We start from the raw sequence: 13,269 nt of genomic DNA on the forward strand, positions 1-13,269 counted from the left end.
CCGCGCCCGGCGGGGGGGCGGCGCCAGCGCCCCCGCCCCCCCCCCCCCCCCCCCCGCCCCCCCCCGGCCCCCCGCGGCCGCGGCCAGCGAATAGCCCATCTTGCCGCTGGAGCGGTTGCCGACGTAGCGCACCGGGTCCAGGTCTTCATACGTGGGGCCGGCACTGATCAGCACGCGCATGCCGTGCAGCCGGTCCGGCGCGGCCGGCGCCGTGGGCGCGGCATTGCCGGCCAGCGCGGCGACGATCGCCTCCGGCTCGCTCAGCCGGCCGGGGCCGGATTCGCCCTCGGCCAGCGGGCCGTCCTCCGGCCCGACCACCTGCACGCCGCGCTCGCGCAGCAGCGCGATGTTGGCCTGCGTGGCCGGGTGCAGCCACATCCGGTGGTTCATCGCCGGGCACACCGTCAGCGGCGCGGTCGTGGCCAGGCACAGGGTGCTGACCAGATCGTCGGCATGGCCGTGCGCCAGCCGCGCCAGCAGGTCGGCGGTGGCCGGCGCGATGACGACGCGGTCGGCCCAGCGCGCCAGTTCGATATGGCCCATGGCCTGTTCGGCGGCGCTGTCCCACAGGGTGGTGCGGACCGGCTGGCCGGACAGCGCCTGGAAGCTCAACGGCGTGACGAACTGCTGGGCGCCATCGGTCATCGCCACCTGCACGCTGGCGCCGGCGTCGCGCAGGCGGCGCACCAGCTCCAGCGATTTGTAGGCGGCGATGCCGCCACCGACGCACAGCAGCAGCTTCTGTCCGTCCAGCGGCCGGGACGGCGCATGGACACTGTGGGGAAAGCCGGTCACTTTGGGAAATCCTACCTGCACAAGAATCTTTAGCTTACCCGAAGGGTCCGTTACGACTTATTACCTTGCGCATGGTCCGCGCTCATCCTGAGGCCATGCACATCCGCGACTGGCCCGACTCCGAACGCCCCCGCGAAAAGCTGCTGGCACATGGGGCCCGCATCCTTTCCGACGCGGAGCTGCTGGCGATCTTCCTGGGCTCGGGCCTGCCCGGCCAGGATGCGATACGGACCTCGCGCGAGATGTTGCAGACGCATGGCCCGCTGCGGCAGCTGCTGGACCGCAGCGCACGCGAGCTGATGCGGGTGCCGGGGCTGGGCCCGGCCCGCGCCTGCCGGCTGGTCGCAGCGCTGGAACTGGGCCAGCGCCATCTGGCCTCGGACCTGAAGCGGGGCACCACCCTGACCGACCCGGACTCGGCCGGCCGCTACTTCGTCCAGCGGCTGCGGCCCCAGTCCCATGAAGTCTTCGCGGTCCTGTTCCTGGACACCCGGCACCGGGCGCTGGCCTTCGAGGAACTGTTCCGCGGCACCATCGACGGCGCCGAGGTGCATCCCCGCGAGGTGGTGCGCAGGGCGCTGGCGCACAACGCCGCGGCGGTGATCGTCGGCCACAACCATCCCTCGGGCAACGCCGAGCCCTCCACGGCCGACCGCGCCGTCACCCTGCGCCTGCGCGAAGCCCTGGCCCTGGTGCAGATCCGGCTGCTGGACCACTTCGTCATCGGCGACGGCCTGCCGGTGTCCCTGGCGGCCCGTGGCTGGATGTAGCAGGACCCGGCCCCCGCGTGCCGGGGAACCGCCGCACCTGCTGCGGAGAACCGCCACGGGTCCGTGCCGGCCGGTAGCGCAGGCGGACATTCCTCGCATGCTGCTTCCCCCGGACGCAGGCCACAGCCCGCTCCTGCACCCCGCGTTGACTTCGCTGACCGCCGGGCCGGCCCCGGAAGCAGCTGCCCCGTCGGTCGGGTAAAATGCGCAGTTCCGCGCTCCAAGCAGACAGTCACGTGAAATCCCTACTCCGCGCCCTGATCGGCCAAGGCATCGAAGCCTTGCGCGCCAACGGCACCCTGCCTGCCGACACCCTGCCGCCGGATTTCGTGGTCGAAAGACCCAAGACCCGCGAGCATGGCGACTTCGCCACCAACGCCGCGATGCTGTTGGCCAAGGCCGCGCGCAGCAACCCGCGTGCCGTGGCGCAGGCGCTGGTCGCGGCGTTGCCGCCCAGCGACGACGTCAGCAGCGTCGAGATCGCCGGCCCGGGCTTCATCAACTTCAAACTGGCGCCGGTGGCGTTCCAGCGCGAAGTGGCCAGCGTGCTGCGCGAAGGCGCCGACTATGGCCGCAACCTGGGCGGCAACGGCCGCAATGTCGGCGTGGAATACGTCTCGGCCAACCCGACCGGCCCACTGCACGTCGGCCACGGCCGCGCCGGCGCCATCGGCGACTGCATCGCGCGCGTGCTGGAAGCCAACGGCTGGAACGCCAGGCGCGAGTTCTATTACAACGACGCCGGCGTGCAGATCGAGAACCTCGCCCGCTCCGTGCAGGCGCGCGCGCAAGGCTTCAAGCCGGGCGACGCGCAGTGGCCCGCCGAGGCCTACAACGGCGAGTACATCGCCGACGTCGCCAAGGCCTACCTGCTCGGCCAGACCGTCGAACTGGAAGGCAGCCAGGTGGTCGGTGCCGGCGATGCCGGGGACTTCGAGGCCATCCGCCGCTTCGCCGTGGCCTACCTGCGCAACGAGCAGAACCTGGACCTGGCCGCGTTCGGCGTGGATTTCGACATCTACTTCCTGGAAAGCTCGCTGTACAAGGACGGCAAGGTCGCCGAGACGGTGGACCAGCTGGTCGCCTCCGGCCACACCTACGAGGAAGGTGGCGCGCTGTGGTTGCGCAGCACCGACTTCGGTGACGACAAGGACCGCGTGATGCGCAAGTCCGACGGCACCTACACCTACTTCCTGCCGGACGTGGCCTACCACCTGAGCAAGTGGCAGCGCGGCTACGAGCGCGCCATCACCGAACTGGGTGCCGACCACCACGGCTCGCTGGCGCGCGTGCGCGCCGGTCTGCAGGCGCTGGGCGTGGGCATCCCGCAGGGCTGGCCGGAATACGTGCTGCACCAGATGGTGACGGTGATGCGCGGCGGCGAGGAAGTGAAGCTGTCCAAGCGCGCCGGCAGCTACCTGACCCTGCGCGACCTGATCGACGAGGTCGGCAGCGACGCCGTGCGCTGGTTCCTGATCGCGCGCAAGCCCGATTCGCAGCTGACCTTCGACATCGACCTGGCGCGCCAGCAGAGCAACGACAACCCGGTGTTCTACGTGCAGTACGCGCATGCCCGCGTCTGCTCGCTGCTGCGCCAGGCGCAGGAGAAGGGCCTGGACCACGACCAGGCGCAGGGCCTGGCCGCACTGGCGCAGCTGGACGACGCCGCCTCGCTGGAGCTGATGAACGAGATCTCGCGTTACCCGGAAGTGGTCGAAGCCGCCGGCGTGGCACTGGAGCCGCACCTGGTCGCGCAGTACCTGCGTGAATTGGCGCATGCCTTCCACACGTGGTATCACGGGACGCCGGTGCTGGTGGACGATGCCGCCACGCGCAACGCCCGCCTCGCCCTCGCCGGCGCGGCCCGCCAGACGCTCGCCAACGGCCTGGGCCTGCTGGGCGTAAGCGCGCCGGAAAAGATGTAAGCAAGGAGAAGCAGCAGAAATGGCAGCACGACGCGGCAAGAGCCAGGCCCGGCGCAACAGCGGCAACGGGACGCCCGGCTGGGTATGGCTGGTCGCCGGCGCAGCGATCGCGGCCGTGGTGTTCCTGGCCGCCCCGAACCTGTTCAAGAAGGAGGGCGACGGCTTCCTGCGGGTAGGCCCGCAGCCCAACCCGGATGCGCAGCCGGCGCCGGTCGCCGATGCCGACATCGACGCCGGTGCGGACCTGCCGCGTCCGGCCGCGCGCACGGGAGCGCAGCCGGCGGAAAAGCCGGCTGCGACCCAGTACGACTTCTACACCCTGCTGCCGGGCAAGGAAGTCCAGATGTCCGACGCCGAACTGGCCGCCAGCGCCCGCGCCGAGGAACAGCGCCGCGCCCAGGCCGCGCGTACGGCGCAGACCAGCGAAGCCCAGCGCGCGCAGGCCGCGCTGGAAGGCCGTGCGGTACCGCCGGCCGCCGCCCCCCTGCCCGCGCCCATCACCGAAGCGCCACGCCAGCAGACGGCGGCCACCGACACGGCCCCGGCCCGCACCGCGCAGGCGGCCAGCACGGCCCCCGCGGCAGCGGCGACGCCCCCGCAGAAGCAGCCTGAAGCCGCCGCTGCGATGGCCAGCGTCGCCACCGCAGGCAACGACAACGTCCGCTACATCCTGCAGGCCGGCGCCTTCGGTGCCTCCGGCGACGCCGAGGCCACCAAGGCCAAACTGGCGATGATGGGCCTGGCCGCACGCGTCGAATCGGCGCAGATCAACGGCAACACGGTCTACCGCGTGCGCATGGGCCCCTATGGCACCGCCAGCGAACTGGCCGAAGCCAAGGCCAAGCTCGACGGCAGCGGCCTGCAGGCGATGGCGATCAAGGCGCAGTAATTCCGCGAAGGCGGAATTACCCCAAGGTTTGCACAGCAAACCTTGGGCCCCGTGTCCGTTACCTCCACATCCCCGCGCCTGTCGGCGCGCCCCCTTGACTCAAGGGGGCTGTTTCTCCGGTTGCCTGCGCAGGTGCGGGGCTTGCCCTGCTGGGGCTTTGGCGGAATGCGCCAGGTCGGTCATGTCCTGCATCCACCGGCGCCGGTGGCCCGCGAAGGTGCGAAAATCGACAGCCCCTTTCCCTGGAAACCCGTCATGTCCAAGACCGTCCTGATCACCGGCGCCACGTCCGGTTTCGGCGCCGCTGCGGCGCGCCGCTTTGCCGGTGCCGGCTGGAAAGTGATCGCCACCGGCCGCCGCGCCGCACGCCTGCAACCGCTGGTGGACGAGTTCGGTGCGGACACGGTGCACGCGGCGGTCTTCGACATCCGCGACACCGCGGCGATGGAAGCGGTGCTGGCGGCGTTGCCGGCGGGATTCCGCGACATCGACCTGCTGGTCAACAACGCGGGGCTGGCACAGGGCACCGCCGCCGCCCAGCACGCCAGCCTGGAAGACTGGCGCACGATGATCGACACCAACATCACCGCGCTGGTCACCCTCACCCATCGCCTGCTGCCGCGGCTGATCGAGCGCCGCGGCGCGATCATCAACATCAGCTCGACCGCCGCCATCCATCCGTACCCGGGCGGCAACGCCTATGGCGGCACCAAGGCCTTCGTCAGCCAGTTCTCGCTGGGCCTGCGCGCGGACCTGCACGGCACCGGCGTGCGCGTGACGGCGATCGAACCGGGCATGGCCGAGACCGAGTTCACCCTGGTGCGCACCCATGGCAACCAGGCCGCCTCCGACCAGCTCTACAAGGGCGCCAACCCGATGACCGCGCAGGACATCGCCGAGCAGATCTTCTGGGTCGCCACCCTGCCACCGCACCTGAACATCAATCGCCTCGAGCTGATGCCGGTCAGCCAGTCGTTCGCCGGCTTCCAGATCGCGCGCGGGAGCTGATGCCGCCATCGCCCGTGCGCTGCCACCCGGGCGGTGAACGGGCGCTCAGGCCGGAATGAAGCGCGTCGCGCGGCGATCAGACGGTGCGCTGCCACCGACGCGACCGCCCCGGTGCCATCGAGGCTGCAGCGATTGCCGCAGCCTCGCCGGGGACCTGCCTTCAGCCCAGCGGCTCGTCCGACAGATAGGTATAGCCGGTGAGCCCGGCTTCCAGCGCCGCATCCAGCTCGGCTGCGCGCGCGGCCGGCAGGTTGGCGGCGGCCACGCGCTGGCGATAGGCCGCGCGCAGGTCGTCCAGCCGGTAGCCGACGTAGTCGAGCATCACGTCGGTGGTGTCGCCACGGCGCTGCTGGGCGATGCGGTAACCGCTGTCATCGACCGTGACTTCCACCGCATCGGTGTCGCCGAACAGGTTGTGGATGTCGCCAAGGATTTCCTGGTAGGCGCCGACCAGGAAGAAGCCGATGCGGTAGCTCTCGCCATGGCGCACGGCGTGCAGCGGCAGCGAGCTGTCCAGGCTCTCGTTCTCGACATAGGTCTTGACCATGCCGTCGGAGTCGCAGGTCATGTCGGCGATCACGCCGCGGCGCTGCGGGCGCTCGTCCAGGCGCTGGATCGGCATGATCGGGAACACCTGGTCGATCGCCCAGGCGTCGGGAATGGACTCGAACACGCTGAAGTTGACGAAGTACTTGTCGACCAGGCGGTCGTTCAGTTCGTCCAGCGCCGGGCGATGGCTCTTCTCGTCATAACTCAGGCGCGCACGCACGCCATTGGCGATGGCGTAGAACAGGTCGTCGATGCGCGCGCGCTGCGGCAGGTCGATCTGGCCCAGCGCGTAGGCGCTCAGGCCCTCGGCATGGAAATGCTGCGCTTCCTGGAACAATTCCACCGCCGGGCGCTGGTCCAGCTCGCCGTGGATCTCGCGCAGGTGGCGGACGGCGGCCGGTTCGTCATCGTGCGCCTCGGGGATGCGGCCTTCGGCGGCCTGCTCCACTTCGGACACGTTGGCGATCAGCACCGCATGGTGCGCGGTCATCGCACGGCCGCACTCGGTGATGATGCGCGGCGGGGTCAACGCGTGCTCCTCGCAGGCCTCGGCCAGCGGCTGCACGATGTTGCTGGCGTAGGCGTTCAGGCCATAGTTGATCGAGCAGTAGCTGCGCGAACGGGTGCCTTCGTAGTCGATGCCCAGGCCGCCGCCGACGTCGACGTGGCTGATCTTCGCGCCCAGCCGCGACAGCTCGACGAAGTAGCGGGTGGCCTCGCGCATGCCGTTGGCGATGTCGCGCACGTTGCTGATCTGGCTGCCCATGTGGAAGTGCAGCAGGTTCAGGCAATCGGCGTACTCGGTGTCGCGCAGCGACTTCCACAGGTCCAGCAGCTGGCGCGGCGACAGCCCGAACTTGGCCTTGTCGCCGCCGCTGTTCTGCCACTTGCCCGCACCCAGCGAGGCCAGGCGCATGCGCACGCCCAGGCCCGGCTTCACGTCCAGCGCCCTGGATTCCTCCAGCACCAGCTTCAGCTCGGACGGCTTCTCGATGACGATATAGGTCTGCAGGCCGAGCTTGCGGCCGATCAGGGCCAGGCGGATGTACTCGCGGTCCTTGTAGCCGTTGCAGACGATCAGTCCGCCCGGGCGCGACAGCGCCAGCACCGCCATCAGCTCCGGCTTGGAACCGGCCTCCAGGCCGAAGCCCTCGCCGTGGTGCGAGGCCAGCGTGCCGGCCACGCCCTGGTGCTGGTTGACCTTGATCGGATACACCGCGGTATAGCCGCCGGCATAGTCCCAGTCCCGCTGGGCCTGGGCGAACGCCGCCTGCAGCTTGCCCAGGCGCTGGCCGAGGATGTCCGGAAAGCGCACCAGCAGCGGCAGCTTGGCGCCGGCGGCGCGGGCCGAATCGACGACTTCCGGCAACGACACGGCCGGCCCCTGCGCGCCGGTGGGGCGCACCACGACATGCCCGGCGGCATCGACGTCGAAATAACCGTCGGACCAGTGCGGGATCGAATAGGTCTTGCGGGCCTGGTCGAGGGACCAGGTACAGCTGAGGGTCATGGCTATTTACTGTATCTGGCGCGTGGCGACGCGTTGATCGTCTGCCGCAACGGTCGGGCCAGTGCGGCGCAGGCGCGCATTCTAACGCCTGCGGGGCGGCGGTCCGTTACAATCCGCGCCCGCGCCACCTCCCCTCTGCCCGGGGAGAACGATCGGCCTGGACGTCAGCCCGGGTGAAACCTGCCCGTGGCAGGCTCCACCCGGCCGCATCCTTTCCTTCGTGGCCGCTTTTCCGCCCGGAGAAGGCCGGCCCCCAGCACTCAGGATCCCCCATGACCACCAACGAAAACTGGTTCATCGAACACTTCCAGCCGACCGGCTCGGCCATCGGTTTCCGCATCACCGGCAAGCTGGACGAGGTGCAGTCGCCGTTCCAGAAGATCGAGATCTACGACAGCACCGACTGGGGCAAGCTGATGGTCATCGACGGCGCCATGATGCTGACCACCAAGGACAACTTCTTCTACCACGAGATGATCAGCCACCCGGTGCTGTTCACCCACCCGGCGCCCAAGCGCGTGGTGATCATCGGCGGCGGCGACTGCGGCACCCTGCGCGAGGTGCTCAAGCACCCGGGCGTGGAGAGCGCCACCCAGTGCGATATCGACGAGCAGGTCACCCGCATGGCCGAGAAGTACTTCCCGGAACTGTGCGAATCCAACGGCGACGCCCGCGCCGAGCTGCTGTTCGACGACGGCGTGGCCTACATGGCCAACTGCGCCCCGGGCAGCGTGGACGTGGTGATCGTGGACTCCACCGATCCGGTCGGCCCGGCCGAGGGACTGTTCAACAAGGCCTTCTTCGAGAGCTGCTTCCGCGCCCTGAAGGACGACGGCCTGCTGGTGCAGCAGAGCGAATCGCCGCTGGCGCTGCTGGACCTGATCAAGGACATGCGCATGGAAATGGGCAAGGCCGGCTTCCAGTCGTTCAAGACCCTGCCGTTCCCGCAGCCGTGCTACCCGACCGGCTGGTGGTCGGTGACCGTGGCCAGCAAGCAGGCCGGTTTCGGCTTCGGCTTCCGCGAGGCCGACTCGGCCGCCAAGCCCTTCGACACCCTGTACTACACCGCCCCGCTGCACACCGGCGTGCTGGTCAGCCCGCCGTTCGTGGCCAACGCACTGGGCGAGTAAGCCCGCACTGCATCGCTGTACCGTACCGCACCCCGCGCCGGCCACCGGCGCGGGGTTTTCATTGTTCTTCCGGTACCCCACGCCCCCACCCGGGTCCACTCTCCTGCCGTGCGCAGCCCTCACCCCGCACAGCCCAGCACCTCGCCCAAAGCGGCTCTCGAGCGGCGCCGAACGACCCATTGACTACATATGTAGTCAAGAGATAGTTTCAGGCGGATTCGCCAATTGAGGTCAGTCGATGCGTCCCATTGCCCGGGTGTGTGGTTTCGTCCTGCTGATGTGCAGCGCAGTCGCCCTGGCGAAGCAGCCTCCTACTGCCGATGAACTGCGCCGCCTGGTCGACAGCTACGCCGATCACCGTGGATTCAACGGGACAGTGCTGGTGGCGCGGGGAGACCAGGTGCTGCTGCGCGCCGCTTATGGCCAAGCCAACGTCGAATGGGCAACGCCCAACCGGGTGGAAGGGCGCTATCGGGTCGGTTCGCTGAGCAAGCCGCTGGTCGCCACGCTCACGATGCAGTTGATCCAGCAGGGCGAGCTGCGGTTGGAGGGGACACTGGGCGAATACCTGCCGGCGCTCTATGCCGGGACGCCCGCCGCGGCAGTGACGGTGGCCCAGCTGCTCAGCCACACCTCGGGGCTTGCGGACATCCCCGGGCGCTACACCGACCCGTGGTGGCAGACCGCCGCACGCCGCAGCTATGCGCCGATGGACTTCGCGCGGGAGTGGATCAGACCGACGCTTCTGGAAAACCCGGGCCAGCAGTGGCGATACAACAACAACGGCTTTTTCCTGCTCGGCCTGCTGATCGAACAGGCCACGGGGCGGTCTCTTGCGGACAACCTGCGGGAGCGGATATTCGCCCCGGCGGACATGGCTTCCAGTGGTCTTTTCAACGGCAGTTCGGTGCAGGAACGGCTCGCCGAAGGCTACACCCGCACGGCGGAAGGCACGTTGGTGCACCCGCAATGGATCGACCCGAGCGTGTCGTTCGCGGCGGCGGGAATCTACAGCACGGTCGATGATCTCTACCGCTTCGATCGGGCGCTGTACGGCGAGCGCCTGCTGAACCATGACACGCGGCGGAAGATGCTGACCGTGCAGGCCTCCAGCTATGGATTCGGATGGAACGTCGATGACTGGACCTTGCCCGATGGCGCCACGCTGCAGGTTGTTTCCCACACCGGCAGCGTACCGGGCTACCAGAGCTATTACCTGCGGTCCGAGTCGCATGAGGACTGCGTCATCATCCTCGACAACTTCTGGCAGGGTTCGCTTGTGGTGGCGATGGGCCAGGACCTCATGGAGGTTCTCAACGGCAAGCCGATGCAACCGGCAAAGCGGAGCCTGGACGACCTGCTGACCCCGATCGCCTATCGCCAGGGGCTCCCGGCCATGGCCGCGGCCTATGAAGGCCTGGGGCCGCGTCGCGACGACTACGACCACAACGAGAAGGCCTTGAACGCGCTGGGCTACAAGTTTCTTCGCGCTGGCCGGAAGGACGAGGCGGTCAGAGTATTCGAATGGGGCGTGGCAGCGTATCCCGGCTCGGCCAATACCTACGACAGTCTCGGTGAGGCATACCGGGCGGCGGGGCGCCTGGATGAGGCGCGCAAAAGCTATCAGACCGCTTTGAAGCTGGATCCGGCCAGCCAGAGCGCCCGCGCTGCGCTGGAAGAAATGGAGGCGGACAAACAACCCGGGGAGAGCAGCGATTGAGGTATGCCGATGCCTCCCGGCATGCGGTCGCCCCGTCCTGATGATCTCTTCCTGCAAAGAGCCATTACGCCAGATCGCCGCTTCTGGCCCGCCCGCCTTTCGTGGCCAGGACATCGGGGGGCGAAGCCCGGTCTTCGTCCAGAAAAAACCCGCGGCGACGCGGGTTTTTCATTTGCCACACATCACTGCGCCAGGCTGCCCGGCAGGATCAGCCCTGGAAATCGCGCCACAGCGGAATGCCGCGCCGGCGCGCATTCCTGCGCCCATGCAGTCCCATCGCCAGACCGAACAGCACGCCCGCCAGCACCATGGCCAACAACACCATGCCCACTGGCATCTGCGAACGGCGCCACATCATCAGCCACATCGCCAGGCCCCACACCGGACCGAAAAAGGCGCCGGTCAGCAGGGCGGTGGAGGCGAAACCCGCCATCGGTGGCGGCGGCACGCGGAAGCCCAGCTTCCACAGCAACCGGTACAGCAACGGCGCGGAGGTACCGCGCGGCAGCCCCTTGCCGTCCAGCAGCACGAGCGCCCGCTGCAGGTGCCGGCCGAAGTCGCCGTCCATGGCCGCCCTGGCTCAGAGCGCGTCGGCGTCGAGCTCGCCGGTGCGGATGCGCACCACGCTGCCCAGGTCGTAGACGAACACCTTGCCATCGCCGATCTTGCCGGTGCCGGCGGCCTTGACGATGGCTTCCACCACCTCGTCGGCCTGGGCATCGGTGACCGCGACCTCGATCTTCACCTTGGGCAGGAAATCGACCACGTACTCGGCGCCGCGGTACAGCTCGGTATGGCCCTTCTGGCGGCCGAAACCCTTGACCTCGGTGACGGTGATGCCGGCCACGCCGCGCTCGGCAAGCGCCTCGCGCACGTCGTCCAGTTTGAACGGCTTGACGATGGCCATGATCATTTTCATCGGTCGGTTCCCTGTCGGTGTGCCGGTGAAGGATAGCCTGCCCGGCCCCGACCGGGCAGGCCCGGCGTGCCGCCGCGGGCACCAGGGGATTATCCTTACGTCCCCACGCAAAAGAGCCCGATGGCCGCGTTTGCGGGCGGCGCCTAACCTGCCAGCCTGCCCTGCGGAGACTTCCCATGATCGACCTGAACCACATCGATGCGCTGGCCCGCCGCCTGAGCGACCTGGTGCCACCGGGACTGCGCGAATCGCGCGAGGAACTGCAGGCCACCTTCAAGAGCGCCCTGCAGGCCGGCCTGGCCAGGCTGGACCTCGTCACCCGCGAAGAGTTCGAGGTACAGCGCGCGGTGCTGCTGCGTACCCGCGAGAAGCTGGACGCGCTGGAACAGGCCGTCGCCGCACTGGAAAAGCGCCCCGCCAGCGACGCCTGAGGCGCAGGCCATGAGCCTGGCGCTGGTGCACAGCCGCGCCCGCGCCGGGGTGCATGCGCCGCCGGTACGGGTCGAAGTGCACCTCTCCGGCGGTCTGCCCTGCACCCAGATCGTGGGCCTGCCGGAAGCGGCGGTGCGCGAATCGCGCGACCGCGTGCGCGCGGCCATCCTCTGCGCGCAGTTCGAGTTCCCTGCCCGGCGCATCACCATCAATCTGGCCCCGGCCGACCTGCCCAAGGAGGGGGGCCGCTTCGACCTGCCCATCGCGCTCGGCATCCTCGCCGCCAGCGGGCAGATCGACCGGCAGGCGCTGGCGGGCCACGAGTTCATCGGCGAGCTGGCACTGACCGGCGAACTGCGCGGCGTGGATGGCGCGCTGCCGGCCGCCCTTGCCGCAGCGCGCGAACAGCGCACCCTGGTGGTGGCACCGGACAACGCGGACGAAGCCGCGCTCGCCCGGCAGGCGACGGTCAAGGTCGCGCGCACCCTGCTGGAAGTCTGCGCGGCGCTGTCCGGCGAGAAGGCACTGCCGGATGCGCAGGTCGCCACCACGGAACCGGTTCCACTCCCGGACCTTGCCGATGTGCGCGGCCATGCGCAGGCACGGCGCGCGCTGGAAATCACCGCGGCCGGCGGACACCATCTGCTGCTGGTCGGCTCGCCCGGCTGCGGCAAGACCCTGCTGGCCTCGCGGCTGCCCGGCATCCTGCCCGAAGCCAGCGAGGCCGAAGCGCTGGAAACCGCCGCCGTCGCCTCGGCCGGCCGGCATGGCGTGGACCCGGCGCGCTGGCGGCAACGGCCGTACAGAGCTCCCCATCACACGGCCAGCGCGATGGCGCTCGTCGGCGGGGGCCCGCTCCCCAGACCCGGCGAAGTATCGCTCGCCCACAACGGCGTGCTTTTTCTCGACGAACTTCCCGAGTGGAAACGACAGGCCCTGGAGGTCCTGCGCGAACCGCTGGAATCGGGCGTGGTCACCATCTCGCGGGCGGCACGCAGCACCGAGTTTCCCGCCTGCTTCCAGCTGGTGGCCGCCATGAACCCCTGCCCCTGTGGCTGGGCCGGCGACCGCAGCGGACGCTGCCGCTGCTCCGGCGACGCGATCGCCCGCTATCGCGCCCGTATCTCCGGTCCGCTGCTGGACCGCATCGATCTGCAGCTGCAGGTTCCACGGCTGGCGCCGGCCGAACTGCACGGCGATGCGCCACCCGGAGAAAGCAGCGCCACCGTGCGGGAGCGTGTGGCGCAGGCCCGCATCCGCCAGTTGCAGCGGGCGGGCAAACCCAATGCCCGGCTGGATCCCGGGCAGACCCTGCGCGACTGCGCCCTGGCCCGCCCGGACCAGGCGATGCTCGAACAGGCCATGGAACGCCTGCAGCTGTCGGCCCGCTCCATGCACCGCATCCTGCGCGTGGCCCGCACCATCGCCGACCTGGCTGGCGGTGCCCCCATCGAACGCGCGCATCTTGCCGAGGCCATCGGCTACCGCCAGCTGGATCGCAGCCCCACGGACCACCCCCTGTAGAGCGGGGCAACGCCCCGCTGAGGCATTACCGGGCAAGCCCCGCCGGGCGTCGCCCGGCGCTACAGAACCCCACCTCCCTGTAGAGCGGGGCAACGCCC

At 69.4% G+C, this 13,269-nt stretch carries 12 protein-coding genes; 8 read left to right on the forward strand and 4 right to left on the reverse strand.

Annotated elements, in window-relative coordinates:
* The coding region (gene coaBC / locus QMX80_RS15045) for a bifunctional phosphopantothenoylcysteine decarboxylase/phosphopantothenate--cysteine ligase CoaBC (RefSeq protein WP_282277877.1) at window positions 1-795 on the reverse strand (795 nt) is incomplete at its 3' end.
* A gap of 95 nt (window positions 796-890) precedes the next feature.
* Between coaBC and radC the strand changes: the two genes are divergently transcribed.
* The 4 genes from radC to QMX80_RS15065 all read left to right on the forward strand — a co-directional run bounded on the left by radC (window position 891) and on the right by QMX80_RS15065 (window position 5,387).
* Complete coding sequence (radC, locus tag QMX80_RS15050) at window positions 891-1,565, forward strand: DNA repair protein RadC (protein WP_055773041.1); 675 nt, start codon at window positions 891-893, stop codon at window positions 1,563-1,565.
* Window positions 1,566-1,801: 236 nt separating this feature from the next.
* Window positions 1,802-3,490 carry an arginine--tRNA ligase gene (gene argS / locus QMX80_RS15055; protein WP_055773037.1) on the forward strand — a complete coding sequence of 563 codons (1,689 nt, stop codon included), beginning with the start codon at window positions 1,802-1,804 and terminating at the stop codon, window positions 3,488-3,490.
* 19 nt (window positions 3,491-3,509) lie between these two features.
* Window positions 3,510-4,379, forward strand: coding sequence for an SPOR domain-containing protein (locus QMX80_RS15060; protein ID WP_282277879.1), 870 nt, complete (start codon window positions 3,510-3,512; stop codon window positions 4,377-4,379).
* A 255-nt stretch (window positions 4,380-4,634) separates the two neighbouring features.
* Window positions 4,635-5,387, forward strand: a complete 753-nt coding sequence (locus tag QMX80_RS15065; protein WP_282277880.1) for an SDR family NAD(P)-dependent oxidoreductase — start codon at window positions 4,635-4,637, stop codon at window positions 5,385-5,387.
* Between the two features lie 160 nt (window positions 5,388-5,547).
* On the opposite strand, the gene speA is transcribed toward QMX80_RS15065, so the two are convergent.
* On the reverse strand, window positions 5,548-7,446 hold the full coding sequence (speA, locus tag QMX80_RS15070) for an arginine decarboxylase (RefSeq protein ID WP_282277881.1): 1,899 nt from the start codon (window positions 7,444-7,446) through the stop codon (window positions 5,548-5,550).
* A gap of 272 nt (window positions 7,447-7,718) precedes the next feature.
* Between speA and speE the strand changes: the two genes are divergently transcribed.
* Both speE and QMX80_RS15080 read left to right on the forward strand, forming a co-directional pair.
* Entirely contained in the window at window positions 7,719-8,576 is an 858-nt protein-coding gene (speE, locus tag QMX80_RS15075) for a polyamine aminopropyltransferase (RefSeq protein WP_282277882.1), read from the forward strand.
* A gap of 238 nt (window positions 8,577-8,814) precedes the next feature.
* Window positions 8,815-10,296 (forward strand): serine hydrolase, encoded by a 1,482-nt coding sequence (locus tag QMX80_RS15080; RefSeq protein ID WP_282277884.1) that lies wholly within the window; start codon window positions 8,815-8,817, stop codon window positions 10,294-10,296.
* Between the two features lie 208 nt (window positions 10,297-10,504).
* Here the strand turns inward: QMX80_RS15080 and QMX80_RS15085 are convergent, their stop codons facing one another.
* A complete protein-coding gene (locus tag QMX80_RS15085) occupies window positions 10,505-10,864 on the reverse strand; it encodes a DUF6404 family protein (protein WP_282277886.1) in 360 nt (119 codons plus the stop codon).
* A 12-nt stretch (window positions 10,865-10,876) separates the two neighbouring features.
* Window positions 10,877-11,215 carry a P-II family nitrogen regulator gene (locus tag QMX80_RS15090; RefSeq protein WP_054662546.1) on the reverse strand — a complete coding sequence of 113 codons (339 nt, stop codon included), beginning with the start codon at window positions 11,213-11,215 and terminating at the stop codon, window positions 10,877-10,879.
* A 176-nt stretch (window positions 11,216-11,391) separates the two neighbouring features.
* Between QMX80_RS15090 and QMX80_RS15095 the strand changes: the two genes are divergently transcribed.
* Both QMX80_RS15095 and QMX80_RS15100 read left to right on the forward strand, forming a co-directional pair.
* Window positions 11,392-11,646 (forward strand): accessory factor UbiK family protein, encoded by a 255-nt coding sequence (locus tag QMX80_RS15095; protein ID WP_055773016.1) that lies wholly within the window; start codon window positions 11,392-11,394, stop codon window positions 11,644-11,646.
* Between the two features lie 10 nt (window positions 11,647-11,656).
* Window positions 11,657-13,171 carry a YifB family Mg chelatase-like AAA ATPase gene (locus tag QMX80_RS15100; protein ID WP_282277888.1) on the forward strand — a complete coding sequence of 505 codons (1,515 nt, stop codon included), beginning with the start codon at window positions 11,657-11,659 and terminating at the stop codon, window positions 13,169-13,171.
* Window positions 13,172-13,269 lie beyond the last annotated feature (98 nt).

It is taken from the genome of Stenotrophomonas sp. PS02297 (assembly GCF_029959705.1).
GTDB lineage: Bacteria > Pseudomonadota > Gammaproteobacteria > Xanthomonadales > Xanthomonadaceae > Stenotrophomonas > Stenotrophomonas nitritireducens.

Bases quoted from the DNA above. Each gene is read 5' to 3' on its own strand.
- QMX80_RS15065 (WP_282277880.1), top strand. From the start codon at position 4,635: ATGTCCAAGACCGTCCTGATCACCGGCGCCACGTCCGGTTTCGGCGCC.
- QMX80_RS15060 (WP_282277879.1), top strand. From the start codon at position 3,510: ATGGCAGCACGACGCGGCAAGAGCCAGGCCCGGCGCAACAGCGGCAAC.
- QMX80_RS15080 (WP_282277884.1), top strand. From the start codon at position 8,815: ATGCGTCCCATTGCCCGGGTGTGTGGTTTCGTCCTGCTGATGTGCAGC.
- QMX80_RS15090 (WP_054662546.1), bottom strand. From the start codon at position 11,215: ATGAAAATGATCATGGCCATCGTCAAGCCGTTCAAACTGGACGACGTG.
- QMX80_RS15085 (WP_282277886.1), bottom strand. From the start codon at position 10,864: ATGGACGGCGACTTCGGCCGGCACCTGCAGCGGGCGCTCGTGCTGCTG.
- speA (WP_282277881.1), bottom strand. From the start codon at position 7,446: ATGACCCTCAGCTGTACCTGGTCCCTCGACCAGGCCCGCAAGACCTAT.
- radC (WP_055773041.1), top strand. From the start codon at position 891: ATGCACATCCGCGACTGGCCCGACTCCGAACGCCCCCGCGAAAAGCTG.
- QMX80_RS15095 (WP_055773016.1), top strand. From the start codon at position 11,392: ATGATCGACCTGAACCACATCGATGCGCTGGCCCGCCGCCTGAGCGAC.
- speE (WP_282277882.1), top strand. From the start codon at position 7,719: ATGACCACCAACGAAAACTGGTTCATCGAACACTTCCAGCCGACCGGC.
- QMX80_RS15100 (WP_282277888.1), top strand. From the start codon at position 11,657: ATGAGCCTGGCGCTGGTGCACAGCCGCGCCCGCGCCGGGGTGCATGCG.